The organism is Pseudomonas sp. FG86, from assembly GCF_057808775.1.
Map to the genome: position 1 here is coordinate 104,447 of NZ_JBMDIS010000007.1, position 22,907 is coordinate 127,353.

22 protein-coding genes and 2 pseudogenes are annotated in these 22,907 nt (G+C 57.4%); 13 read left to right on the forward strand and 11 right to left on the reverse strand.

Annotation, left to right across the window (positions count from 1 at the left end; genetic code table 11):
- Positions 1–6: 6 nt before the first annotated feature.
- Complete coding sequence (locus ACODSV_RS07080) at positions 7–930, reverse strand: LysR family transcriptional regulator (RefSeq protein WP_150056399.1); 924 nt, start codon at positions 928–930, stop codon at positions 7–9.
- Between the two features lie 504 nt (positions 931–1,434).
- On the opposite strand from ACODSV_RS07080, the gene ACODSV_RS07085 reads away from it, so the two are divergent.
- The 12 genes and pseudogenes from ACODSV_RS07085 to ACODSV_RS07140 all read left to right on the forward strand — a co-directional run bounded on the left by ACODSV_RS07085 (position 1,435) and on the right by ACODSV_RS07140 (position 11,778).
- Entirely contained in the window at positions 1,435–2,811 is a 1,377-nt protein-coding gene (locus ACODSV_RS07085) for an MFS family transporter (protein WP_454844064.1), read from the forward strand.
- Positions 2,812–3,052: 241 nt separating this feature from the next.
- A pseudogene (locus ACODSV_RS07090) lies at positions 3,053–3,187 on the forward strand (aspartate transaminase); the annotation flags it as partial.
- 173 nt (positions 3,188–3,360) lie between these two features.
- The gene (locus ACODSV_RS07095) at positions 3,361–3,900 is read left to right on the forward strand and encodes a thiamine pyrophosphate-binding protein (protein WP_150056396.1); all 540 of its coding nucleotides are present in this window, start codon (positions 3,361–3,363) and stop codon (positions 3,898–3,900) included.
- Entirely contained in the window at positions 3,888–4,484 is a 597-nt protein-coding gene (locus tag ACODSV_RS07100) for a thiamine pyrophosphate-dependent enzyme (protein ID WP_150056397.1), read from the forward strand. The genes ACODSV_RS07095 and ACODSV_RS07100 overlap by 13 nt, the downstream gene beginning before the upstream one ends.
- 66 nt (positions 4,485–4,550) lie before the next feature.
- Entirely contained in the window at positions 4,551–5,714 is a 1,164-nt protein-coding gene (locus ACODSV_RS07105; RefSeq protein ID WP_454844065.1) for an acyl-CoA dehydrogenase family protein, read from the forward strand.
- A gap of 74 nt (positions 5,715–5,788) precedes the next feature.
- Positions 5,789–6,991: a CaiB/BaiF CoA transferase family protein gene (locus ACODSV_RS07110; RefSeq protein WP_190300968.1), complete on the forward strand. Its 1,203-nt coding sequence runs from the start codon at positions 5,789–5,791 to the stop codon at positions 6,989–6,991.
- Positions 6,992–7,053: 62 nt separating this feature from the next.
- Positions 7,054–7,818: an electron transfer flavoprotein subunit beta/FixA family protein gene (locus tag ACODSV_RS07115; RefSeq protein WP_454844066.1), complete on the forward strand. Its 765-nt coding sequence runs from the start codon at positions 7,054–7,056 to the stop codon at positions 7,816–7,818.
- A gap of 2 nt (positions 7,819–7,820) precedes the next feature.
- Complete coding sequence (locus ACODSV_RS07120; protein WP_454844067.1) at positions 7,821–8,750, forward strand: electron transfer flavoprotein subunit alpha/FixB family protein; 930 nt, start codon at positions 7,821–7,823, stop codon at positions 8,748–8,750.
- Positions 8,751–8,775: 25 nt separating this feature from the next.
- On the forward strand, positions 8,776–9,621 hold the full coding sequence (locus ACODSV_RS07125; RefSeq protein ID WP_150056482.1) for an HTD2 family dehydratase: 846 nt from the start codon (positions 8,776–8,778) through the stop codon (positions 9,619–9,621).
- Entirely contained in the window at positions 9,618–10,433 is an 816-nt protein-coding gene (locus tag ACODSV_RS07130) for an HpcH/HpaI aldolase/citrate lyase family protein (protein WP_150056481.1), read from the forward strand. Before ACODSV_RS07125 ends, ACODSV_RS07130 begins: the two co-directional genes overlap by 4 nt.
- Before the next feature lie 85 nt (positions 10,434–10,518).
- Positions 10,519–10,803: pseudogene (locus ACODSV_RS07135) on the forward strand (aldehyde dehydrogenase family protein); the annotation flags it as partial.
- A 60-nt stretch (positions 10,804–10,863) separates the two neighbouring features.
- Positions 10,864–11,778, forward strand: coding sequence for a transporter substrate-binding domain-containing protein (locus ACODSV_RS07140; RefSeq protein WP_150095548.1), 915 nt, complete (start codon positions 10,864–10,866; stop codon positions 11,776–11,778).
- A 363-nt stretch (positions 11,779–12,141) separates the two neighbouring features.
- On the opposite strand, the gene ACODSV_RS07145 is transcribed toward ACODSV_RS07140, so the two are convergent.
- The 8 genes from ACODSV_RS07145 to ACODSV_RS07180 form a co-directional block, all read right to left on the reverse strand.
- Positions 12,142–12,657, reverse strand: coding sequence for a DUF2514 family protein (locus ACODSV_RS07145; protein WP_454844068.1), 516 nt, complete (start codon positions 12,655–12,657; stop codon positions 12,142–12,144).
- Complete coding sequence (locus ACODSV_RS07150; protein ID WP_454844069.1) at positions 12,654–13,259, reverse strand: glycoside hydrolase family 19 protein; 606 nt, start codon at positions 13,257–13,259, stop codon at positions 12,654–12,656. The genes ACODSV_RS07145 and ACODSV_RS07150 overlap by 4 nt, the downstream gene beginning before the upstream one ends.
- A 58-nt stretch (positions 13,260–13,317) precedes the next feature.
- Positions 13,318–13,659 (reverse strand): hypothetical protein, encoded by a 342-nt coding sequence (locus ACODSV_RS07155; RefSeq protein WP_454843486.1) that lies wholly within the window; start codon positions 13,657–13,659, stop codon positions 13,318–13,320.
- The gene (locus ACODSV_RS07160; protein ID WP_454869450.1) at positions 13,656–14,864 is read right to left on the reverse strand and encodes a hypothetical protein; all 1,209 of its coding nucleotides are present in this window, start codon (positions 14,862–14,864) and stop codon (positions 13,656–13,658) included. Before ACODSV_RS07160 ends, ACODSV_RS07155 begins: the two co-directional genes overlap by 4 nt.
- 9 nt (positions 14,865–14,873) lie before the next feature.
- Complete coding sequence (locus tag ACODSV_RS07165) at positions 14,874–15,506, reverse strand: hypothetical protein (protein ID WP_454844071.1); 633 nt, start codon at positions 15,504–15,506, stop codon at positions 14,874–14,876.
- Positions 15,507–15,834: 328 nt separating this feature from the next.
- Positions 15,835–19,404 (reverse strand): TipJ family phage tail tip protein, encoded by a 3,570-nt coding sequence (locus ACODSV_RS07170; RefSeq protein ID WP_454843480.1) that lies wholly within the window; start codon positions 19,402–19,404, stop codon positions 15,835–15,837.
- Between the two features lie 59 nt (positions 19,405–19,463).
- Entirely contained in the window at positions 19,464–20,051 is a 588-nt protein-coding gene (locus ACODSV_RS07175; RefSeq protein WP_454844072.1) for a tail assembly protein, read from the reverse strand.
- Between the two features lie 54 nt (positions 20,052–20,105).
- Complete coding sequence (locus tag ACODSV_RS07180; protein WP_104902946.1) at positions 20,106–20,450, reverse strand: lipoprotein; 345 nt, start codon at positions 20,448–20,450, stop codon at positions 20,106–20,108.
- A gap of 196 nt (positions 20,451–20,646) precedes the next feature.
- Here ACODSV_RS07180 and ACODSV_RS07185 point away from each other — a divergent pair, with 196 nt between their 5' ends.
- Positions 20,647–21,234: a hypothetical protein gene (locus tag ACODSV_RS07185; protein WP_128191816.1), complete on the forward strand. Its 588-nt coding sequence runs from the start codon at positions 20,647–20,649 to the stop codon at positions 21,232–21,234.
- A 161-nt stretch (positions 21,235–21,395) separates the two neighbouring features.
- Here the strand turns inward: ACODSV_RS07185 and ACODSV_RS07190 are convergent, their stop codons facing one another.
- Together ACODSV_RS07190 and ACODSV_RS07195 are read right to left on the reverse strand one after the other, a co-directional pair.
- Positions 21,396–22,151 carry a C40 family peptidase gene (locus tag ACODSV_RS07190; RefSeq protein ID WP_454844073.1) on the reverse strand — a complete coding sequence of 252 codons (756 nt, stop codon included), beginning with the start codon at positions 22,149–22,151 and terminating at the stop codon, positions 21,396–21,398.
- Positions 22,152–22,153: 2 nt separating this feature from the next.
- On the reverse strand, positions 22,154–22,906 hold the full coding sequence (locus tag ACODSV_RS07195; RefSeq protein WP_454843472.1) for a phage minor tail protein L: 753 nt from the start codon (positions 22,904–22,906) through the stop codon (positions 22,154–22,156).
- Position 22,907: the final 1 nt, after the last annotated feature.

The window sequence follows — 22,907 nt, forward strand, 5'->3', positions numbered from 1 at the left end:
TGTTGTTCAAAGCATGTGCCCTGCCCAGATTTCGCGACCTACTAGATCGGCAGCAATCTCGATGAACGCATCCCCAACAAATTTTGCAGCCGGGCTGACTCGCCTGTCCGCGGGAAATACCTGGACCAATTTACGCATGGGAATAGGGTCGACCAAAGGTGCAGCACTGAGCACTCCCGATTCAATCTGCGTATAAATCGATGCCAGTGGCAAAGCTGTCAAACCGAAGCCATTGCGAACCAGGTCAATCATCGCGCCGAAGGAGTCGGCTTCAACGCTGGTTTTGAGCTTGATACCGACTTCACGCGCACAATTATCCAAAATCACGCGAAGACTGTGGCGGGCGCTTGGCAACACCAATTGCTGCTCAGCCAAAGACTCGAATGACACCGGCGCATCCAGGCGCAGCTTGGCGCTGGCGGGCCCCACCAGCAGCAGGTTTTCCATCATCACCGGCACGATACGCAGCGTATGCAAGGGTTGGGGATCGTAAGAAATCGCCAGCTCCAATTCGCCACGCTGAACCCAATCCAGCAGGTAACCGCTAAAGGCGGAGGAGAACCTGATGGCGAGATTCGGATGCTCTTCTTTGATTTTCCGAACCAGCGGAACGGTGACAATTTCCGCAACCGTCGGTGTTGTACCGATCACCACTGTACCCCGAAATGAAGACTTCCCGCCCACGACCGAACTTCGAATGGACTCCATCTCTTCCATGATCCGGGTGGCATGCGCCAAGACTTCACGGCCGGCATCGGTAATTTCCATGCCTCGACCATGCCGATCAAAAAGGTAGGCCCCGAGTTCTTTTTCCAACAGACGAATTTGCCTACTCAGTGCCGGCTGTGCGATGTGAAGCCGGTCGGAAGCCTTGCTGAGACTGCCTAGCTCGGCCACATGAATCAGGGTCTTGAGTTGAACGACATCCATTACCAGGCCAGTCAAAGTCGGGCTCGGCGCGAAATGCGTCGAAGGTAGAGTCAGTGTAAACACATTAGCGCCCCTTGGAATGCCGCAGAATCCGCGCCGCATGGGGAGTCGCGGCTTACGAGCAGCTGTATACCCTAGCCAGCCGGGGCTGCAAGACAAGCTATAGAATTTCGGTATATCAGTTAGACCTGGCTGACGGCTTATTACCCTCGTCACTCTGCGGTAGCGTGCAATCAACGTCGACGCCAAGGGCGATCGACTGACGACAAGAATAAGATTCGAGGGTTTACGCCATGACTTACTACATTTCTCGTTACCTGACCGACCCGCCTAATACCGTCAGTGAGCAGCTGACCTCTCGTACACATCCCCCCTCTTCATTTGCCTTGGTCGTCAAAGGATCACTGCAACTGCGTTAAGCACATCAACCCATCGAGCTAGCAACGTCGGACACGCATCAGCGTGCGCCTCGTATCGTCTCGCCTTGAAAAAAGGGTGAACAAAATGTCCGCATCAACCAGCGACTCAACACTCCACACTGAAAAGTCCGATCAGATGAAAAGTCCGAATCGCGTCAGAGCCATCATGGGTGCCTGCTCGGGCAATCTGGTGGAGTGGTACGATTTTTTCATTTACGCCTACACCGCCATCTACTTCGCGGCTTCGTTTTTTCCCAAAGGTGACACCACGAGCCAACTGCTCGCTACAGCCGGCGTTTTTGCCGTCGGTTTTTTCATGCGCCCTCTCGGTGGCTGGATTTTCGGCTGGATTGCCGACACCCGTGGCCGCAAGGTCTCAATGATCATTTCGGTGTTCATGATGTGCGCCGGTTCGCTATTGATCGCCGTCATGCCCACCTATGAAACGATAGGTATGGCTGCGCCAGTCTTGCTCGTCGTCGCCAGACTGATTCAGGGCCTGTCTGTAGGCGCAGAGTACGGTACAGGTGCCACCTACATCAGTGAAATCGCGACGCCGGGACGACGCTGTTTCTATGGGTCGTTCCAGTACTTCACCATCATCGCGGGCCAACTCCTGGCGCTGATGACCGTGGTCATTCTTCAACAAACCCTCACCGGCGAGGAACTGCGGGAATGGGGCTGGAGAATTCCTTTTTTCATCGGTGCATTGAGTTCCATCGTGGTGGTGTATCTGCGACGCGCCATGCATGAAACCGCCACCAAAAAAGACATGAACCGCAAAGATGCCGGTTCGCTGCGCGGCATGTTCAAACACAAACGTGCCGTTGCACTGGTAGTAGCGTTCACCATTGGCGGTTCGCTTTACTTCTACACCTTCACCACCTACATGCAGAAATTTCTAGTGATCTCTGCAGGGTTTAGTCCGGAAACGGTGAGTTTCATCATGACGGCGGCACTGGTTGGCTTTATGTTCTGCCAGCCGCTCTTTGGTCTGCTCGCCGACCGTATCGGAATCAAAGCTCACATGTTGATGTTTTCTGGATTGGCCATGCTGCTGGTGATCCCTCTGCTCTATTCACTGCAATCAGTCAGTAGTCCGTTTACGGCGTTCCTGCTGGTATTTGGCGGCCTCGCTATCGCATCGCTTTACACTCCCATTGCCGGGATCGTCAAAGCTGAGCTTTTCCCACCTGCGGTACGTGCGTTAGGCGTGGGCTTTCCGTATGCGGTAGGCAATGCGGCATTCGGCGGCACCGCGGAATACGTCGCCTTGTCGCTGCGGTCACAAGGTACAGAGGAGTATTTTTTCTTCTATGTCGCGGCTGTCGTGACCATCACTTTCATAGCCGCAATGCTGATGCCGAACCTGTCACGCTATGGTTACATCAGCGGTTCGGGTGAGATTGAAGAACGAACCGGACTGAGGGGTTGCACTAAGTCGCACGCTGCGAGGATCTGAAGCACTGACGATTACTGCGGTTAGTTAAAGGGCCCATGACGATCCCTGGGCCCTTTTAACCATCCCTGAGTAGCGGATGCTACCTGCGTTGAAGAAGCCACGCTCAACTGCCCCCACCATCATAGGTAGTTGCACGTGACTGAAACTTTCTGGTGAAGGCACGTCATTGACTCCTTGAGCGAAAGGTAACGCCGAACCAGGCCTACAACTTCAAGGGGATCGTATGTTCTGTAAATTCCTGGAAGCAGATGTGGCCGTGGAACATGGCAGTGATTTTGGTCTGGGTCCTTAAATCCGTATTGCCTATGCACTGGATGATGCTTCATTGCGCCGGGCTTGCGAGACGATCCGTACATTCTGCACACCGCTGCGTTAATCATTCCCCCTTCCCATAAAGCGTGGCTATCGCATTTACCCGACATGCCACGCATTCCCGAACCAGCTATACAAAATGGGCATATCTCAAAGACAAAAACGGTAGTCGTCCTTCTCCTCCAGCACTCCCAGAATGGGTGAAAACACAAAAGCAGCACTGCTTGGGAGATGAGTATGTCAACAGAAGCTGAACAAATCGTGGGACAGGATTGGCAGGAGGACGTGTTCCGCGTGCTCAAGGCCCATGACGTCAAACACGTGGTCTTCGTCCCGGATGCAGGCCACTCGGCGGCGATCCGTATGTCGTATGCAGACCCGGACATCAAGGCTGTTGTCCTCACCACCGAGGAAGAAGGCATCGGCTATCTCGCCGGCGCATGGCTTGGCGGCGAACGCGGTGCCCTCCTGATGCAGTCCAGCGGCGTCGGTAACTGCATCAACACTCTGGCACTTCAAGTCTGTGCCGGCTTCCCGCTGTTGATGGTGGTCACCATGCGCGGCGACTGGGCCGAATTCAACGCATGGCAGAACCCTATGGGTCAGGCCACCGAAGCCTCCCTGAACCTGATGAAGGTCATGACCTGGCGCGCGGACGTTCCGGAAGACGTCGCCCCGTTGCTGCACGGTGCCGCGACCATGGCCTTCAACGGTGATTCGTCCACTGCCCTGCTGCTCGGTCAGCGCCTGATTGGAGAAAAGAAATGGGTCAAGTAAGCGCAAACCACACTCTGTGCCGCCGCGAAGTGGTCAAGGCCTTGCTGGCCGACCGCAAAGACGTGCTGGTCGTGACAGGCCTGGGTTCAGCGTCCTATGACGTCATGGCCGCCGGTGACAACGATCTGAATTATTACCTCTGGGCCGCCATGGGCAGCGCAATCACTGTGGGTCTGGGCCTGGCGAATGCGCAGCCAAACAAATCGGTGGTGGTGGTCACCGGTGATGGTGAGTTGCTCATGGGGTTCGGCGCACTGGCCACGGTGGCACTGCAGAAGCCTGCCAACCTGACCATCGCTGTGCTGGATAACGGTCACTTCGGCGAAACCGGCATGCAAGTCAGCCACGCCGGTTTTGGTATTTCCCTGGATCAGGTCGCAAAGACTTGCGGCTTCAGCTGGACCGATGAAATCCGTGACATGGAAGGCGTACATAACTTGCGCGAGCGCTTTGCAACTCGCGATGGCGTCAAGCTAGCGACGATAAAAATCAAGGCGGAAAACCCGCCACGGGTGCTGCCACCGCGCGATGGTCACTACATCAAGAATCGCTTTCGTGCTGCGCTGGGTTTCAACCCGATCTGACCATTCTATGCCCGTACCCGGTCACGCAGGGCCGTTGTCATGCGTGACGCGTTGAGGAGAACAATAATGACTGACCGCAACTCTGAGGAACTCAATGCCATCCGCGAGGGCGTACGCGCTCTTTGCGCTGAATTCGATGCGGCTTACTGGCGTAAAGTCGACGAAGAAAAAGGCTTCCCGGAAACCTTCGTCAAGGCCCTGACCGATGCCGGCTGGCTGGCGGCGATGATTCCTGTCGAGTACGGCGGCTCCGGCCTCGGACTGGCCGAGGCCTCGGTAATCCTGGAAGAAGTGAATCGCTGCGGTGGCAACTCCGGCACCGTTCACGGGCAGATGTACAACATGTTCACCCTGCTGCGTAACGGTAGCGAGGCACAGAAAAGTTACTACCTGCCGAAACTGGCCAGCGGCGAATTGCGCCTGCAATCGATGGGAGTGACAGAGCCGACTACCGGTACTGACACCACCAAGATCAAGACCACCGCCGTACGCAAAGGCGACAAGTACGTCATCAACGGACAGAAGGTCTGGATCTCGCGAATTCAGCATTCCGACCTGATGATCCTGCTGGCGCGTACGACCCCTCTGGCCGACGTGAAGAAAAAGTCCGAAGGCATGTCGATCTTTCTCGTCGACCTGCGTGAGGCCATCGGTAACGGCCTGACCGTGCAACCTATCGCCAACATGGTCAACCACGAAACCAACGAGTTGTTCTTCGACAACCTCGAAATTCCTGCCGACAGCCTCATCGGCGAGGAAGGCAAAGGTTTCCGCTATATCCTGGATGGCCTGAACGCCGAGCGCACACTGATCGCCGCCGAATGCATTGGCGACGGTCGCTGGTTTATCGAAAAAGCCAGCGCCTATGCGCGTGATCGCGTCGTGTTCGGACGCCCTATCGGGCAGAACCAAGGCGTTCAGTTCCCCATCGCTGAAGCACACATTGAAATCGAAGCGGCTGACTTGATGCGCTGGCGTGCTTGCGAGGAATACGACAGCGGTATCAACGCCGGGGCCAGCGCCAACATGGCCAAGTACCTGGCGGCGAAAGCCTCTTGGGAAGCCGCCAATGCGTGCTTGCAGACCCACGGCGGTTTTGGTTTTGCCTGCGAGTACGACGTCGAGCGCAAATTCCGTGAAACCCGTCTGTATCAGGTTGCTCCCATCTCCACCAACCTGATCCTGTCGTACGTTGCCGAACACCTGCTCGAACTGCCGCGCTCCTTCTAAAGGATCAGCGTAAAGCCCAGTGCGTCGGCTTAAGCAGGCGCGACTGGGGAGCCATGACAAGAGAGATAATAATCATGAGCCAACCCAAAGGCATCCGTCCGCTCGATGGCATTACTGTCGTCAGCCTTGAGCATGCCATTGCAGCGCCCTTCTGCACCCGACAATTGGCCGACCTTGGTGCGCGTGTAATCAAGGTCGAACGCCCCGGCACGGGGGACTTCGCCAGAGGTTATGACCAACGTGTCAATGGTCTCGCCTCGCACTTCGTCTGGACCAATCGCTCGAAAGAAAGCCTGACCCTCGATCTGAAACAAGATTCGGCCACCGAGGTGCTGGACAGTTTGCTGGCCACTGCCGATGTCCTGGTGCAGAACCTGGCGCCGGGTGCCGCAGCACGAATGGGACTTTCATTTGAGGCTTTGCATCAGCGGTTTCCGCGCCTGATCGTTTGTGACATTTCAGGCTACGGCGCAGGCGGCCCCTATGAAAAGAAAAAAGCCTATGACCTGTTGATCCAGAGCGAAGGCGGATTTCTTTCGGTCACCGGAGGACCGGGTGAGGACGAAATGGCCAAGGCAGGTTGCTCGATTGCTGACATTGCGGCCGGCATGTACGCCTACACCGGAATTCTGTCAGCCTTGCTGTTGCGTGGACGCACTGGCGAAGGTAGCCACCTCGATGTGTCCATGCTGGAAAGCCTGGTCGAGTGGATGAACTACCCGATGTACTACGCCTACGACGGCGCTACACCTCCCCCTCGCGCCGGCGCCGCGCACGCCACGATTTACCCCTATGGTCCCTTCCCCATCGGTGACGGCACCACAGTAATGCTGGGTTTGCAGAACGAACGAGAGTGGCAGCTGTTTTGCGACAAGGTACTGCTGACGCCTGAACTGGCGAAAGACGAACGTTTCTCTGCCAACTTCAAGCGCGTCGAAAACCGCCAGGCGCTGCGGGCACTCATCGTTGAATCGTTCTCCACACTTAATTTCGATGCCGTGTTTGATCGGTTGGAGCAGGCGCAAATTGCCAACGCTCGGGTCAACGACATGCAAGGTGTTTGGGACCATCCGCAACTTCAGGCACGTGATCGCTGGCGGGAAGTCGAAACCTCTGCCGGCACCGTGCCCAGCTTGATTCCTCCAGGCAGCAATAGCGCATTCGAACCACGTATGGATGCCGTACCGGGCCTCGGCCAGCACACCGAACAGGTGCTCAGGGAACTGGGGCTAGGTACGGATCGTATTGAACAAATGCGCTCAGCCGGGGCGATTTAACCTTGAGCTGAACACAAAAAGCCTGCCTGCAACGATCAAAGTTTTTGAGAGAACACTGCCCAATGAAGATCCTGGTAGCTGTGAAACGAGTAGTCGACTACAACGTGAAAGTTCGCGTCAAGGCGGACAATTCCGGCGTCGACCTCGCCAACGTGAAGATGTCGATGAACCCATTCTGCGAAATCGCCGTGGAAGAAGCCGTACGCCTGAAAGAACTCTTTATAAAAGAAGGGCGCGTTGCGACTGAAATCGTCGTCGTTTCCGTCGGCCCGACCACTGCTCAAGAGCAACTGCGCACCGCGCTGGCTCTGGGTGCCGACCGCGCCATCCTCGTCGAATCCGCTGAAGATCTGACTTCCCTGGCCGTTGCCAAACTGTTGAAAGCTGTTGTCGACAAGGAACAGCCGCAGCTGGTGATCCTTGGCAAACAAGCCATCGACAGCGACAACAACCAGACTGGCCAGATGCTCGCTGCATTGAGCGGCTACGGTCAGGGCACCTTCGCTTCGAAAGTCGAAGTGTCCGGCGACAGCGTTGCCGTGACCCGCGAAATCGACGGCGGCGCGCAGACCGTTTCCCTGAAACTGCCCGCCATCGTCACCACCGACCTGCGTTTGAACGAGCCGCGCTACGCGTCCCTGCCAAACATCATGAAAGCCAAGAAGAAGCCTCTCGAAGTGCTGACTCCGGACGCTTTGGGCGTTTCCACCGCCTCCACCAACAAGACCGTGAAAGTCGAAGCGCCGGCTGCACGCAGCGCGGGTATCAAGGTCAAGTCGGTGGCTGAACTGGTCGAGAAACTGAAAAACGAAGCGAAGGTAATCTAATCATGACTATCTTGGTAATCGCTGAACACGACAACAAGGTAGTGGCTCCGGCCACCCTGAACACTGTGGCTGCCGCTGCCAAAATCGGCGGCGACATCCACGTTCTGGTCGCTGGCCAGGGCGCTGGCGCCGTGGCTGAAGCCGCTGCGAAAATCGCTGGCGTGGCCAAAGTGCTGGTGGCCGACAACGCTGCCTACGCTCACCAGTTGCCGGAAAACGTAGCGCCGCTGGTAGCCGAGCTGGGCGCTGGCTACAGCCACATCCTGGCTGCCGCGACTTCCAACGGCAAAAACATCCTGCCGCGCGTTGCCGCTCAGCTGGACGTTGACCAGATCTCCGAGATCATCTCGGTGGAAAGCACTGACACCTTCAAGCGCCCGATCTACGCCGGTAACGCCATCGCTACCGTTCAGTCGAACGCTGCGGTCAAAGTGATCACCGTGCGTGCCACCGGTTTCGACCCGGTGGCCGCTGAAGGTGGTTCGGCTGCTGTTGAAGCGGTGGCTGCTGCGCACAACGCTGGCACCTCGAGCTTCGTTGGCGAAGAGCTGGCCAAGTCCGATCGTCCTGAACTGACCGCTGCCAAGATCGTCGTTTCCGGCGGTCGCGGCATGCAGAACGGCGACAACTTCAAACACCTGTACGCCCTGGCCGACAAGCTGGGCGCTGCCGTCGGCGCTTCGCGCGCCGCGGTCGACGCAGGTTTCGTACCCAACGACATGCAGGTCGGTCAGACCGGCAAGATCGTTGCTCCACAGCTGTACATCGCGGTCGGTATCTCCGGCGCGATCCAGCACCTGGCCGGCATGAAAGACTCCAAAGTGATCGTTGCGATCAACAAGGACGAAGAAGCGCCGATCTTCCAGGTGGCCGATTACGGCCTGGTGGCAGATCTGTTTGAAGCGATTCCAGAAATGGCTGCCCTGGCCTGATCACTGACCGACTGGAGCAAAGAATATGAGCAACAGTTCCGATTTTTCCGCCTGGATTGGACGACGTCAGGAAAGCCAGGACCGGATTAGTTTCACTCTGGTCAAACGCATTGCCGCGACATTGGGCGAGTCGGCTCCACAACCCGGTGAGCCGCTGCCGCCCCTGTGGCACTGGGCATTTTTTCAGGAGCCGGTGGGTGCCAGCGAACTGGGGCCGGACGGCCATCCAGCGCTTGGGGGATTTTTGCCGCCGGCCCATAACCGTAATCGCATGTGGGCGGGAAGCCGAATTGAGTTTTTCCAGCCATTAAAAGTGGATGCTGAAGTGACCTGTGTATCGACCATCCTCAACGTCGAGGAGAAGCACGGTCGCACGGGTTCCTTATTGTTCGTCACAGTACGCCATGAGTTTTTCCAGGACGGCAAACGCACCCTTCAAGACGATCAGGACATTGTTTACCGTGAACCTTCCCCGCCCAAACTGAACGGTACCGAAAAGCTACCTGAAGGCCAATGGCAGGAACGAATAGAGCCCACTCCAACCCTGCTGTTTCGCTATTCCGCAGTGACCTTCAATGGTCATCGTATTCACTATGACTGGCCGTATGTGACAGAGACCGAAGGTTATCCGGGGCTGGTGGTACATGGTCCATTGATCGCAACGTTAAATTTGCGTGCCTTTACCAAAGCGCATCCAACTGCGCGTCTGGAGCGTTTCGCATTCCGCGGAGTACGACCTCTGATTTCGCCTAAGCCTTTCGAGGTGGGCGGACGTCTAATCGAAAACGGCAAGGCACAGGTCTGGGCTGGCAATCAGGACGGCACAGCACAGATCGGAGAGATCGAGTTCAGCAATGGAGCAACGCCATGAGCAAATCAATTGTTCGCTCCGCCCTGTTTGTGCCGGCCACTCGACCAGAGCGCATCTCAAAAGCTATTGCCACCGGGGCGGATCGGGTCATCGTTGACTTGGAAGATGCCGTGCAAGAAAACCTCAAGGAGCAGGCGAGGGATAATCTCGATGCATTTCTGAGCGAAGCCCCGGATGCACGAATTCTGGTCCGAGTGAATGCCCCGGATCACTGGGCGCATGTTGCGGATCTGGATCTTAGCCGACGCCACGCCGGCGTTATCGGAATTCTGCTGCCCAAAGCAGAAAGCGCGAAACAGGTCACCACAGCTGCCGGTACCGAAAAGCCGATTTGGCCAATCATCGAGAGCGCCATGGGCTTGTCAGCACTCAACGAAATTGCCGGCACTAAAGGCGTTGAGCGCTTGTCGTTCGGTAGTCTGGATCTGGGTCTGGACCTGAACCTGTCTACTGGCAGCCCTGCCGCTGAAGAAATCCTTAGCCATGCGCGCTACGCCGTTTTGCTTGCCACCCGGGTTGCCGCGCTCGCTCCAGCGTTGGATGGGGTATTTCCGTCGATCCAGGACACCGCAGGGCTGCTACACGCTGTTCATTTTGCACGCGACATGGGCTTTGGTGGCGCGCTGTGTATTCATCCAACCCAAGTCGCGATCATTCATCAGGCGCTGAAACCAAGCCAGAAAGAATTGCACTGGGCGCAACGCATTATCGAAGCCGCTCGTTCAGGTGAAGGCGTTTTCGTGCTGGATGGGCAAATGGTCGATGCGCCGGTCATTGGTCGCGCACAATCCATTTTGGCTCGCGCGATCTGATTCAAAACCGGCGCTGTTGCTTAGAAGCTATGCATCCATTCCCATCCTACAGGACGGTGTCATGACTAACGTTTCCGGCCTTAGACCCGTGGCATCGATCATCACTGCGCGGGACGCCGCACATGCTCTGGAACTGGCCAATGACAGTGAATTCGGGCTCGCCTCGACCATCTACACGAGCAATGTCGAACTGGCCCAGAAGCTGGCCGGCGAACTGGAAACCGGAGGCGTATTCATCAATGGCTATTGCGCAACCGACCCACGCGCCACTTTCGGCGGCGTAAAGAAAAGCGGTTTTGGCCGTGAACTGTCGCATTTCGGTGTGCGCGAATTCTGTAATGCACAGACCGTCTGGCTGGACCGTCACTAACAACAAGCGAGTCGCCAAGCCCCGCGAGACCTCTCGCCTCACCCTAATGAGGAGCTTTTGATGCGTGCCTTCCCTGCAATCCTGAGCGTTACCCTGACTGTGGCCTTAAGTAGTACTGCCCTCATGGCTGCCGAACCCACCGGCACGCTTAAGAAAATCAAGACCTCGGGGACCATCACCCTGGGTCACCGAGACTCGTCCATTCCCTTCTCTTATATTGCCGACGGATCCGGTCAGCCGGTGGGCTACTCCCATGACATTCAATTAAAGATTGTCGAGGCTATCAAGCAAGAACTCGGTATGCCCAAGCTGAACGTACGGTACAACCTGGTGACATCACAGACGCGTATCCCACTGGTGCAAAACGGCACTGTGGACCTGGAGTGCGGCTCCACAACCAATACCGCCGAGAGAGCTCGGCAGGTCGACTTCTCGGTCGGCATTTTTGAAGCCAGCACCCGCCTGTTGGTCAGGAAGGATTCGGTTTACAAGGACTTTCAAGATCTCAACGGCAAGAACGTAGTGACTACTGCTGGCAGCACTGCCGAGCGGATGCTCAAGGTCATGAATGCCGAGAAAAAGATGAACATGAACGTAATCTCTGCCAAAGACATTGGCGAGTCTTACCAAATGCTCGAGTCCGGCCGCGCCATTGCGTTTATGCAGGACGACGCATTGCTGGCGGGCGAGATGGCCAAGGCAAAGAAACCGGAAGATTGGGTGGTGACCGGCACCCCGCAATCCAACGAAATCTATGGTTGCACAATGCGTCGGGGTGATCCGGATCTCAAAAAAGTCGTGGATGACTCGATCAAGTCACTTTTTGTCTCGGGTGAAATCAACGCCATCTACGATAAATGGTTTACTCAGCCCATCCCTCCCAAAGGCTTGAATCTCAAATTCCCCATGAGCGCAGAGCTCAAAACAATCATCGCCCAACCCAACGACCAACCGGCGCCGGAAAAGGCTCTTTAACGGCCGTCCCCTTCTGCTCGAGCGACCAGGACACAGCGAGGCACTCTTCTCGCGCCATGACCTTTGTAGCTGCTGAAGATTCCACCAAGAGCCAGAGTTTTTGTAGGGGTAAAAACACCTAAAAACAAAAAAGGGTCGCGAGATAAAATCTCGCAACCCTTTGAATTATATGGTCGGGACGGAGTGATTCGAACACTCGACCCCTAGCACCCCATGCACGCAGTACACCTGCAAGCCATTGTTAACTAGCTGTTTTTATTGGCGCTCGCTGCAATCGACTTCCCACAAGAGCTTGCAAGTGCGTGAGAGAGTCACGCAAATGTCACGCCCCCTCCCCGGCGTCCTGCCGACGAACACAACCCCCTATTTCCCCAAGCTGTCATACGCCTGCTCGCAGGTCACTCCCCGGCTGTGGCTTTGGTCAGCATATCCTGCCAGGTCGCCCGCTCGCTGGTCAGCGCGCTTGAGCACGTCGGCAAGCACCAGGACGGCACGGGAAGCTGCCGCGCTTGCGGCGGCAGTGCAGGAATGGCTGCCGCCTTGACTGGCTGCGATGCGACTGGCAAGGCCGTCGGCTGCTCTGCGCAGCCGGTCAGACTCGCGGTTAGCAGCAGTGACAGCAGCAGCAGCGGTATCGATAAGAGCTTGGCCATTCTGGACTACCTTGTTGATCGCCTGTTGGCGAGATTGTTCTTTGGCACGCTCGGCGGCCTCGTTCTGCTCCTTGGCCTGTGCATCGCGTGTATCGCGGTCGTTCCATTCGGCCTTCCATGTCGCGTTTGTGGTACTCACACCATGGTGGTAGGCGCCATACAGCGCACCCAGGGCCAGCAGCAACGCCGCTATATAAGGAAGGGCTTTCAGCCAGATCGCGCTCATGCCAGCACCTTCAATGCCTTGTCGTACAGTGCCTGACGATCGTCCTGACCGGTGAGTCCACCATTGATGCGCCGGGTGATCTTCACGAACTGCCCCTGGTCCGCCAGCGTGTTCAACCCGCGGGTTGACCAGAACCAGGTCGCTGACATCGCGGCGTACTGCGGCTGCTCGAGCAGCTGGGGGTTATTGATCAGGTCCAGGCCCAGGGCTTCACCGCACGCGGTGTAGTTGGCCCGTCCGGTCACCTGGAACAAACCACGACCGCGATATTTCCAGCCATCACCCGGCTCGGTGTTGCCCATGCGACCGGCATACACGATGTTGGCGATCTGCTCGGGCTTGCGGGCTGCTGCCGTTGCTCGAACCAGGTCGAACCGGCTTGGCCAAGTCTTCATCAGGCCTTCAGCGCTGTAGTTCAGGTTTTCCACCAGGCTCGTCAGCTGGCCAGACTCGTGCCCGACCTGGGCGATGAAAGCCGCCATCCGAAGCCTGGTGTTGATCTGGTACCGGTCCATGGCTAGGTTCAGCGCAGATGCAAAAACGCCGGCATTGCGGCCGGCGTTCGGGAGGATCTGCAGCAATTGCTGCTCAGTGATAGGCATGGCTTTCTCCAGGCAAAAATAAACCCGCTCATGGCGGGTGGCGTTGTTCAGCGGCGGATCAGGTAGGCGCTACAGGGCGCTTGCTGCTGTCGGGGAAGTCAGGGTTATCGGCGGTCCACCCAAGAAGGCCAAGCCAGTAGTCCTTCCACTCCTGAGCAGATCCCGGGACATTTTTTGAGCCGAAATCAATGGCTGTTACGTTCTGCTGAGCAGTAAGCATTTGCTCGTCACGCCATTTGCTTTCCTCCTGAGAGGCCTTTGAGATGCTTGGACCCCAGCCAGAAGATATCCAAATTTGGTCGGCGTATTCTGGAGGATTTTCAACTTCAATTGCGCCATCCGGTGGGTCTTGATCCCAGCCGCCCAGAAATTGACCGTTGATATCAATGTAATATTTCATGCTGCCGCCCTGACTATTATTTGAGTGTTTGCTGGAGTTCCCTGATCACCACTGGTTGTGTTAATTAACCTAATCATGGTGTTACCACAACGAACGGTAACGGTAGTCGCTGTTCTTCCGTCAACCTGCGCGCCAAGGTATCCGCTAGCATAAATCAAAACAGCACTGAATCGAGTGCCGACTGGCGTAGAAGCAAACGCAGCAGTAACGATTACTTCTATCTCTACATATTTAGGAAGTGCACCAAGTCCATGAGTAAAAGTCAGTTGGCCCGCTACAGTCCAAGCTGTCGGTGCGCTCTCAAAAAACTTAGTGAATGGGGCGGTTGAAACACTTTGCTTGGCGTCCAATGCCAACTGCAAATCCGTCTGCGCCGAAAGCGTTCCGGTAATCGCACCCCAGGCTGCTCCAGTTGGCAGCGGTACCCAAACCCCGGCACCGCTCAAAACCTTCAGTCGCTCAGCGACTGACGCAACCGGCACTAGGCCCTTGGTTCCCGCAACAGTTGCCGTTGCACCGACCATCGGCGCGATGCCCTGCCGCAACCTGTCGAAGCCATCAGCGGAAAGTGCTCGCAGAGACGTGATGTCGTTGTTTTCGCCACTGGCGGCCTTGCCGAGCGTGACCTCCTCAGCGTGTTCAGCAGATGCTGCCGCAGCTGATGCAGATGCTGCGGCCGCCTGCTCCGATTGAATGATGGAGGTCTTGGCCGTCTCTGCTCGATCAGCTGCCGCGGCGGATGCCTGGGCAGACAAACCGCTTTGCTGAGCCGCCAACTGCGAGGCGTCCTTGTTCCCCGCCGATGCATCAGCCGCTGCGCTTGCGATGCCAGCCTGCTCGGTGGCCACCGTCTTGGATTGCCCGGCTGATGTGGCGGCCTCAGTCGCCGCCGCCACTTGGTCCTGCATATCAGCAACACCGCTGGCGATCACCTGGGTGGCTGCTCGCAGGGCGTCGGCCGAATCCTTGACGTAGCCCTGCATTGGCGCAAGCGAGTAAACCCCGGCCGCCACGGTGGCGCCCTGGTAATTGGGAGCGATCGACAACGCTGTATCGCTCGCAATGTTGGTCACCTCGTACCATTCGCCATCGGGCCCACGAAAGGCATCACCTACACGCGAGTTCGCGATGAACGACGTTCCGGTGCCGATCACAGCATTGCTACCGGACGTGACGCTAGCAGTCCCAGTTTTGTACCAAGTCATCAAACTCTCCTACGAAATAGGTTTTGCGAACAGGAGCGGCAAAAAGAAACTGGAGCCATTAAAGTCCCCTATATTCTGAAGCAGCGCCGTAATAGAGTTGCTGGAGTAGTTCCACGAACAGCTAAGCTTTGAGAAAGTATCTTGACCTGGAAGATCCATTGCGATGTTGTTTATCAGCATAAAGTTACCCGTATTCAATGGGACGCCAGCGGACCACCTGTTTTCCCACCTACCCACAGACGGATTTGTAGCACCTAAATAACCCCAGCTTGTTACAACATCTGTAAACTGCGCACAGGGGTTACCAGTATCGACTAGTAGTTTTGAGCTTCCATCCCACAGCCTAATTCCGTAAGTAGCAGTTTCCTTAGACTGGTATGCCGCCAGGAAATATGTTCCGGTACCGCCTGCAACGTTAGTCCATCCCGTCCAGTTGCCGGGAGAGCCAATCAACCTAACCCACTGGAATGTCGCGTTACCGTCTGGCCTTGCAAAAATCAGAGGGGCCTCGGGAGAGTTGATAGGGTAAGGAAAAACCGCGCCACCAGAGTAGCGCGCCGAATATAAAACAACCAGCCTTGAAAACTCAGAATCCAAGGTTACGACATTTGAATTGTTTATAAACTCTAACCCAAACCCCATTATCTGTACCTCAACACCAAAAGCCTTTGAGTAGAAATTCCGATCCTGCCGGTAGGCATATTTCTATTTGAGAACCAAACTCTCACGCCGCCATTCAGAACTTGAACATCAAACTGTGAGTTACCAGCATCTTGGCTTGACGAACTGTTCGACCAATTTCCGTTTGGCAAACAAACACCTGTACAAGTTGCCGCAGCAACCCCGGGAATAGCTATGTATAGGCTTCTTCCTGAGGTCGAAACTAGAGCAGAATATAAAACTCTTACTGTGAATGAGTTTTCATCTAGCTCTAGCGCCCCCGTTGGCCCCCATATTCTAATTCCAGCTATCATGCTGTTAAGTCTCCGAGTTGGACCCGCTTAACGCCGTTCTCGTCGTAGACCTTGATGGCTCTATTGGTCATCGTAAGGCGGCCGCCACCAGGCGCTGGGCCGTTGAACTCCAGGTTCCCAGCCTTATCAAGCCGCCAGCCCTGCACCCCAGCGACGTAGTTGTCAGACTGCAAAGCCTGACCAATCTGAAGCATGGTGATGCTGCCTTCCTGGATGAACGCCGAGCGCATGAAGACCTGCCCGTTATCCACCGTGAATGGCGTAAACACTTGCCCCCCCGCCAGCGTGCTGACGATTGCAAAACGATCGGCGCTCACAAGGAACTGGCTTTGAAGTACCCCTTCTTCGTCCTGCTCGATACCCAGGCCAAAGCCGGCTGCAACCAATTGCCCGTCGGCGTTCACCTGCATCTTCACCGAGTACATCGTGGTGAACTTGCCGTCGGTGTCGGCCTGGGCCTGGCTCACGACCTGAACGGCGGCCGAGGTCTCGCCGATTTCCACCCTGACCTGCTGGATAGCCTGAGAAGTTGCCTCTCGGTCGGTAACCACCACGCTTTCGAGTTCGCTCACCGAGCCGCTGACTTCGCCCACCTCAGCGATAAGCTCGGTCTGCCGCTGCACCATGGCCGCGTTCTGCGAAGCGCGCGTCTTCACTTCCTGCGCGAAACTCGCCGAGGCGTTATAGCCCTGGAGTGCATCGGCCAGATCACCCTCCCCAGTATCGTCCCGATAAGCCGACTGCAAGGCCTGAAGGCTCGACGCATTGGCCGTGACCACGCCGTCCAGTTCGGTGATGCTGGTGGTGTTGATCTCAACCTGGCGCGCTAGGCCGTTGGCCGTAACCAGAACCTGGCCCACGTCCACCCAATAATCGGCGTTCGGCGGAGGTGTATCGACGGGAACCAGACCAGTAGCCTGATATATCCGCTTGCCAACCACCACCAGGTCGCCCTCGAGGTAGGTTTGCTCAGGATCGTAGGCAGATAGCCCGTCGAGCGCATCGATCTGCGCCTGCAGGCCTGGGATCTTGTCGATCTCGTCGTTGATGTCCTGACCGAGTTCGGTCCGGCCGACCTGTCCGGCGATCAGCTCCAACACCGGCGCCGCGTCGGCACTGGCCATCCCCATCACGCCGTTGCCGACTGGAAAGAACGGACCGATGTTGCCAGTACGGTCCACCAGGCGCGCCCAGAAGAAGAGCTGCGCGCCAGCCTTGAGGGCCTGCATGCTGTAATCCGCCTGCGGGTGCGCGAGATCGGCCAGCTTGGTCGCCGCCCCTAGGTCGTTCGCCGGGCCATACCACAGCTCGGTGCGCTGGGTGTCTTCGGCGCCAGCAGGAAAGCCCCACTTGATGCCGATGCCGAACAGTTCGCTGGCAGTGGTCAGGAACGCCACCGCCGGCGGAAGGCCAACCTTACCTTCCAGGTTGGTCAGATTGGAGCTCTTCCAGACCGAGGAGATCTCGAAGGCGCTCACTGACCGAACCCGGGCCACGTATGCGCCCGAGTAAATGCCAGTGACGTCGACACTGGTCGAGCCGGTCCGCTGCACCTTGATCCAGTTGCCGCTGTCCTTGCGCCACTCCACGTCATAGGCGACCGCGCCGGCCACGGCAGGCCACGAGATATTCATGGTGCTGATCGCGATGCCCTGGTTCACGGCGTAGCTCGACGTCAGCGTGACGCTCGCCGGCGCCGGAACGACGGTGATCGGCACAACGCTGATTGGGCGTTCTTCCAGGCGCGCGCCGGTGTCGATGTGCGCGAATTTGCTCGGGTCATACTGCACGGCCGATATCTCGAACACGCCAGGCTCCGGCCGCGCCACACTCACCACCCGGTACAACGGGATTGCCAGGTCATCGGCATCGAGCGCCCACACCAGTTCGGGTTCGGGGATAACCGAATAGGCAACGGTCACGGTGACCTGGCGGCTGCTGACCAATTGCACGGTGCGCCCCTCACACTTGCCATCGGGCAGGTTGAGGATCAGCCGGTCGCCGGGCTTGGCCTGGGTGTCGCGGTCCAGGGTGATGACCTTGTCGTTCACCGCCGAGATGCGCCCGCCCACCGGCCGACCGGCCAGCAGTTCGTCAGCGATCGGGATCACGTAGCCAGGCAGCGGGATGCGCCCGTCGAGGCCGACCTTGAAGGTAACGGCCCGGTCCTTGGAGTTGGTGAGCAGCGCCCACTTACCGCGGCGCTGCGCCTCAGACTCACGAGTGCAGCCGATGGCACTGATCTCCAGCAGATTGTCGCCGTAGCGTCGCTGCAGCTTGGCATCTGTAACGGCAGTGACGTCGGTGTCGTAATTGTTCGCCGGGTTGTCGTAGCTGATCAGGGCGCGACTGTATCGGGTGCGCTCCGAAGCGCTCGAGTAGGTGAACTTGCCGTCGATCACGTTCGCCCGGGTGTAGGCGAAGTCGAAGTCAGTGGCACGCGGCATATCCGACAGGGTGAAGACCTGGCCCTGGGCCCAGTAGGTCATGCCCCGGTAGATCGCCGAGATGTCGCGCAGCAGCGACCAGGCGTCAGCCTTGCTCTGCAGGTTCAGGTTGCAGATGAAGCGCGGCTCCTGGCCGCCCTTCCCGTCCGGTACCAGTTGGTCGCAGTACTGAGAGATCCTGTAGAGCTCCCACTTGTCTACCATCCACGGTTTGATGCGACGGCCCAGGCCGAAGCGATCGGCCGTGGTGATGTCGTAGGTCATCCATACAGCGTTGTCAGTCCAGGCCTGCTTGAAGGTGCCGTCCCAGATCCCGGTATACGAGCGCGACAAAGGGTCGTAGTTGCTCGGCACCTGCATCTTCTTCAGCTTGGTCTCGACAGTCACGGCCGGAATGCTGCGAAACTGCTCGGCCGAAAACTCGATGTAAAGCAGCGCGGTGTTTGGGTAGCGAATCTTGGCGTCGATCACCTCAGTGAAGCCGGCGATCTGCATCGTGTCGGAGATTTTGTTGTTGTTCTGGTTGATCGTCAGACGGGTGATGCGCATCAGCCAGCCGGTGGTGGCCCTGGGCAAATCGATACGGCGGGTGCGCTCGTAAGTGCTGGTGGTCTTGCCGTCGACCGCCTCACTCAACACCTGCTGGTAGGCGCCGCCGTCGGTGGCCAGCTCAACTTTGTACACGATCCGGTAACCGTTGATGTTGCCGCTGGCATCAATTGACTGGAGTGCCGGCCAGGCGAAACGCACGCGCACGGCCGAAAGCTGGGTATTGGTGATCGCCCGCACCCACGGCGTGCCACTGCGCAACTCAGTACTGATGGTGGTCTCATTCTCGATCGAGGGGATGCCCTGGATATAGGTCTGATCCACCGCACCGGTGCGCCACTCCCACTTCACGTTCGGGAAGTTCATGTTGCCCTGAGGATCTTGCAGTGGGGTGTTGTCGAGGTAAATGTCGCGAGCGGTTGGGGTGCCTTCGAACTCACCCTCCCCGATGGCAATCAGCATCTTGGCGATGGCAACGGAGCGCAGACTATCCGGGGCTTCCGTTGGCGTTTTTGCTTTCTCTTCGCCGCCCTTGGCGCCGTGAATATCAATCTTGCGTGCTGCGCCCATGCTTTTCTCCAGGCAATAAAAAACCGCCTCATGGACGGTTGCAGTGCTTCAGGTGTTGGCTACATCTGGTCTTCGGCATAAATGGCGGCACTGATGATCGCCCCACCCACCCGCCGCTTGCCGTAGCAGAGCGGTACCGGGTTACCGGATGCAGTGGTGTTCTTGGCGCTTCCGAAGGCGTAACCGGGAGTGTTCTCTGGTGCGGCGCTGGTCTTGAGGCCGCCGGCCTGGGGGCTGAGCATTTGGATCACGCCTCCGGCGACAAGGCCGATGCCGGCGGGAGCCAAATATGGTGCAGTAACCGGGAAAACGTAAGAAATAGCGAGTAGCACTACACCAACAATCGTCTGGAGAATCCCGGCCCGTTTGCTACCAGTAATTACCGGCGCAATGCGGATATCGCCTTCTCCGCCAAAAGCGAGCTCGCCCTCTCCAATATTCTTTTTCCCCCTGAACACCGCAAACTCAATCCCTCGAGACTTCGCATTCGACAAGAATCGCTCAAAGCCAGGGACCTGCACGCAGAGGGCCTTGATCGCCTCGGCTGTCGTTCTGACCGACAGTTTGAAAGAGCGACCGAACTGGCGTAGTTGACCGAATAGCAGGATGGTGGTGAGTGGCTGGTATTCGATTGCGAGCGCTGCCATAGTTTTCTCCGGACGTGAAAAAGCCGCCCGAAGGCGGCTTGATGTAGTTGTTCGTTACAGGCAGTCGCGAACTGCCTTTTCAATGGCTGATCGACCGTAACCGGGCGCCCAGGACAATCGCTGATAAAGCGCGATGCTGCTGCCATTTGAGGACTGATTCACCTCAAGAAGCTCCTCGGCCGTCGAGTCCGTAGCAACGATGAGCCTATAACCAGTCGAGGTTTCGGCCATCGTGGCTCCTGAGCGAGCATCCTGCCATTTGGGCATGACGCAGAGGGCATATTGTTTCGGCGCCTTACTCGACGAGGCGCTGATGGTTGCCTTTCCGCCTTTGAGGTCGCCAGGTGTTGTGCACCCCGCCAGCATCGCCACCGCTACCGCAGCTATCAAAATCCGCATGATCGATCCTCGTCCTGAAAGTGGCGACTGTAACCCGGACCTGGCCAGGCATCCAGCGTGGATGGAATACCAGTAACGCCAATCCTTCCCTCAGTAGTAGCCTCCTGCCACACGCAAGGATTCCCCAGTCCTTCGCCTGCAAGCCCAAGGACTGGGATAGCGCCAATATCGGCGCGTTTATGACCTGGAGGTCAATGTGTCAGATGACCAATTCGTTCCGCGACCCGCGTTCACGGTCGACTGGGTGCGCCAATTCGATGTCGGCCCTTCGGACCCGAATCTGCATGCGATCGGCCAGTTTGTAGCCTGTTACTCCGCAGTGGAGTGGAAGATATCTGAGCTTTTCGCCTTTTTCCTGGACAAGCCTATCGCTGAGGCGCAACGCATCTGCGTTGAAACTAATATGTCGATGGCGGCGATGATCAGATATTCAAAATTCAAGCTCTCCGACAGTTTGGAAGAGCAAAGCGATATAGCCGATGACCTGAAGGCTTCTATCGAAGCATTCGAACTAATATCGCCAATCAGGCATAAAATTGTTCACTGGCAATGGGGGCTTAATGAAGGTCCTACCGCAACACAAACCGATTTAATCAAACCAAAAAGCGTACAGAAAGCGAATGCCGTTTTGACGCTCGATGAGTTGCGGGCGCACTGCTTAAGACTCGCAAGAATCTTTCAGGCTATTCACTATGGAATTGAAGTCATTACCGAGAAGAGGACTCGCGAGCAGATTCAGCTAGACCACACAGGCACATCGCCTGAAAAGCTCTTTCGACCGTAAATCTGGATAGAGGCCGATCATCCGTCTCCTCAAGCACAGCTAGCCCGGCTTCGACCATTGAGGCTGAAACCGGGATATCTTCTGCTCGCAAAGGAAAATGCGCCTGGAATTGGTTACCTGCTTGCATACTGTCCTCTTGCGGCCTTACCGCGTCATATTGGTTATCTGGCGTCTTTGTGCCTGAGAATCAGGCGTGTCCGGTCATGCCATGGTCCGCCGTAGACGATGATCTCGGAAGGCCTGCCGTACAGATGGTGCAGCATGAATGGGCCAGGGCCAAAGGCGCCTGACTCTTCACCGGGCAGCGTTGGGTCGGTGCCCAGGTAGATCCCAGCATGGTTCGGGTGAACCGTGCGCCCAACCTGCATAACGATCATGTCACCGCGCTGCGGTCGGTCTACGCGTACAAAGCCGGCGGCCTCGTAGTTCGCCTCGTAAAGGCTAGCGTTCTCCGCACTCTCCCACCAGCCATCGGTGCGCTGGAAGGCTTCGAACTCAAGACCCCACTCGCGTTTGTACCAATCGGCGCAGACCTGCCAGCAGTCCCAGGCGCCGTGTACAAACGGGCGATTGAGCAGCGGCGTGCGGCCGGTTGGCGCGATGGTGCGCAGGTCGCCCTCGGGCCAACTCAAGATGTGCCACGGCAAGGCCGTTACTTCGCACATGGCCAGGTCGTGGGGGGACGGCCGGCTGGTGGCGTCCGGGTGTGAATGAACAATGCCAATCACATCGCCCAGGTCTTCGGCCGCGGCGTAGTCCTCAGGATCGAGCCGGAACTCTTCCCTCGGCTCCGTGGCAATGTTCCGGCACGGGAAATACTTCTGCTTGCGACCGATAGCCAGCAACAACCCACAACACTCTTTCGGATACTGAGCCGCCGCGTGCGCCTGGATGGCCGCAATGATGTGCTTGCGCATGGTCAGCTCCGGGCGATCAGGGACACAGCAGGGAATCCACCGAAGGAGAGTTCGTTGTTCTCTCCGAGGCGCAGCTTGCAGGACGACAGGCAGCCCTTGCACTGGTCCAGTGCCGGGTCATCCGTGGGGTTGTCCTCGTCGTCGAACATGGCCGCGCCGGTGTAGCCACAGTCCGGCCCCCGGTAACCGTTGGTCATGGCCCAGTGGCAGAATGTCGTCATTTGGCGCCCTGGCAGGCCGTGGTTATCGATCTCACCCGGGGAAGACAGCTCCCAGACCACCGCCTCACCGTCCTCGCTGGTTTTCTGGTCGATGTACCAGATCTCCAGCGCCTCCTGGGTTGGATCGGCAGTTGGATTGCCGTCAGGGTAGTTCGCCGCGTCCAGGTACTGGGCCAGCGTCTCACGGACCGTCAGCTTGAACTTGAGCATGTCCTCGAAGGCCAGGCACAGTGCCGTGACTCTGCCGTTGACGTTGCCGGCGGCGAATGTCGGCCGTGAGGCTGTGCCGTCGCTACTTGAGGAAATCCCCTCAATCTGCACCGGCCAGGCCGCATACTCCTCTCCCTGCCACCAGATCGACTTCGCCGGCAGATCCTCTTCCAAATGCTCGTAGGCCAGCAGCTCTTCAGGTGTGTGCGGAATGGCATGCCCGTGGAAGCGCAGGTAATCCGCGCCGTACTCAGTCCCGTCAATTTCAAACAGGCGAATCTCGCCGCCGGGCTCCAGTTTCTGGATGTCCGTGATCAGTGCCATG

Bases quoted from the DNA above. Each gene is read 5' to 3' on its own strand.
- ACODSV_RS07085 (WP_454844064.1), top strand. From the start codon at position 1,435: ATGTCCGCATCAACCAGCGACTCAACACTCCACACTGAAAAGTCCGAT.
- ACODSV_RS07095 (WP_150056396.1), top strand. From the start codon at position 3,361: ATGTCAACAGAAGCTGAACAAATCGTGGGACAGGATTGGCAGGAGGAC.
- ACODSV_RS07170 (WP_454843480.1), bottom strand. From the start codon at position 19,404: ATGGGCGCAGCACGCAAGATTGATATTCACGGCGCCAAGGGCGGCGAA.
- ACODSV_RS07155 (WP_454843486.1), bottom strand. From the start codon at position 13,659: ATGAAATATTACATTGATATCAACGGTCAATTTCTGGGCGGCTGGGAT.
- ACODSV_RS07105 (WP_454844065.1), top strand. From the start codon at position 4,551: ATGACTGACCGCAACTCTGAGGAACTCAATGCCATCCGCGAGGGCGTA.
- ACODSV_RS07125 (WP_150056482.1), top strand. From the start codon at position 8,776: ATGAGCAACAGTTCCGATTTTTCCGCCTGGATTGGACGACGTCAGGAA.
- ACODSV_RS07110 (WP_190300968.1), top strand. From the start codon at position 5,789: ATGAGCCAACCCAAAGGCATCCGTCCGCTCGATGGCATTACTGTCGTC.
- ACODSV_RS07190 (WP_454844073.1), bottom strand. From the start codon at position 22,151: ATGCGCAAGCACATCATTGCGGCCATCCAGGCGCACGCGGCGGCTCAG.
- ACODSV_RS07120 (WP_454844067.1), top strand. From the start codon at position 7,821: ATGACTATCTTGGTAATCGCTGAACACGACAACAAGGTAGTGGCTCCG.
- ACODSV_RS07150 (WP_454844069.1), bottom strand. From the start codon at position 13,259: ATGCCTATCACTGAGCAGCAATTGCTGCAGATCCTCCCGAACGCCGGC.
- ACODSV_RS07145 (WP_454844068.1), bottom strand. From the start codon at position 12,657: ATGAGCGCGATCTGGCTGAAAGCCCTTCCTTATATAGCGGCGTTGCTG.
- ACODSV_RS07160 (WP_454869450.1), bottom strand. From the start codon at position 14,864: ATGACTTGGTACAAAACTGGGACTGCTAGCGTCACGTCCGGTAGCAAT.
- ACODSV_RS07140 (WP_150095548.1), top strand. From the start codon at position 10,864: ATGCGTGCCTTCCCTGCAATCCTGAGCGTTACCCTGACTGTGGCCTTA.
- ACODSV_RS07195 (WP_454843472.1), bottom strand. From the start codon at position 22,906: ATGGCACTGATCACGGACATCCAGAAACTGGAGCCCGGCGGCGAGATT.
- ACODSV_RS07130 (WP_150056481.1), top strand. From the start codon at position 9,618: ATGAGCAAATCAATTGTTCGCTCCGCCCTGTTTGTGCCGGCCACTCGA.
- ACODSV_RS07080 (WP_150056399.1), bottom strand. From the start codon at position 930: ATGGATGTCGTTCAACTCAAGACCCTGATTCATGTGGCCGAGCTAGGC.
- ACODSV_RS07175 (WP_454844072.1), bottom strand. From the start codon at position 20,051: ATGGCAGCGCTCGCAATCGAATACCAGCCACTCACCACCATCCTGCTA.
- ACODSV_RS07100 (WP_150056397.1), top strand. From the start codon at position 3,888: ATGGGTCAAGTAAGCGCAAACCACACTCTGTGCCGCCGCGAAGTGGTC.
- ACODSV_RS07180 (WP_104902946.1), bottom strand. From the start codon at position 20,450: ATGCGGATTTTGATAGCTGCGGTAGCGGTGGCGATGCTGGCGGGGTGC.
- ACODSV_RS07165 (WP_454844071.1), bottom strand. From the start codon at position 15,506: ATGGGGTTTGGGTTAGAGTTTATAAACAATTCAAATGTCGTAACCTTG.
- ACODSV_RS07115 (WP_454844066.1), top strand. From the start codon at position 7,054: ATGAAGATCCTGGTAGCTGTGAAACGAGTAGTCGACTACAACGTGAAA.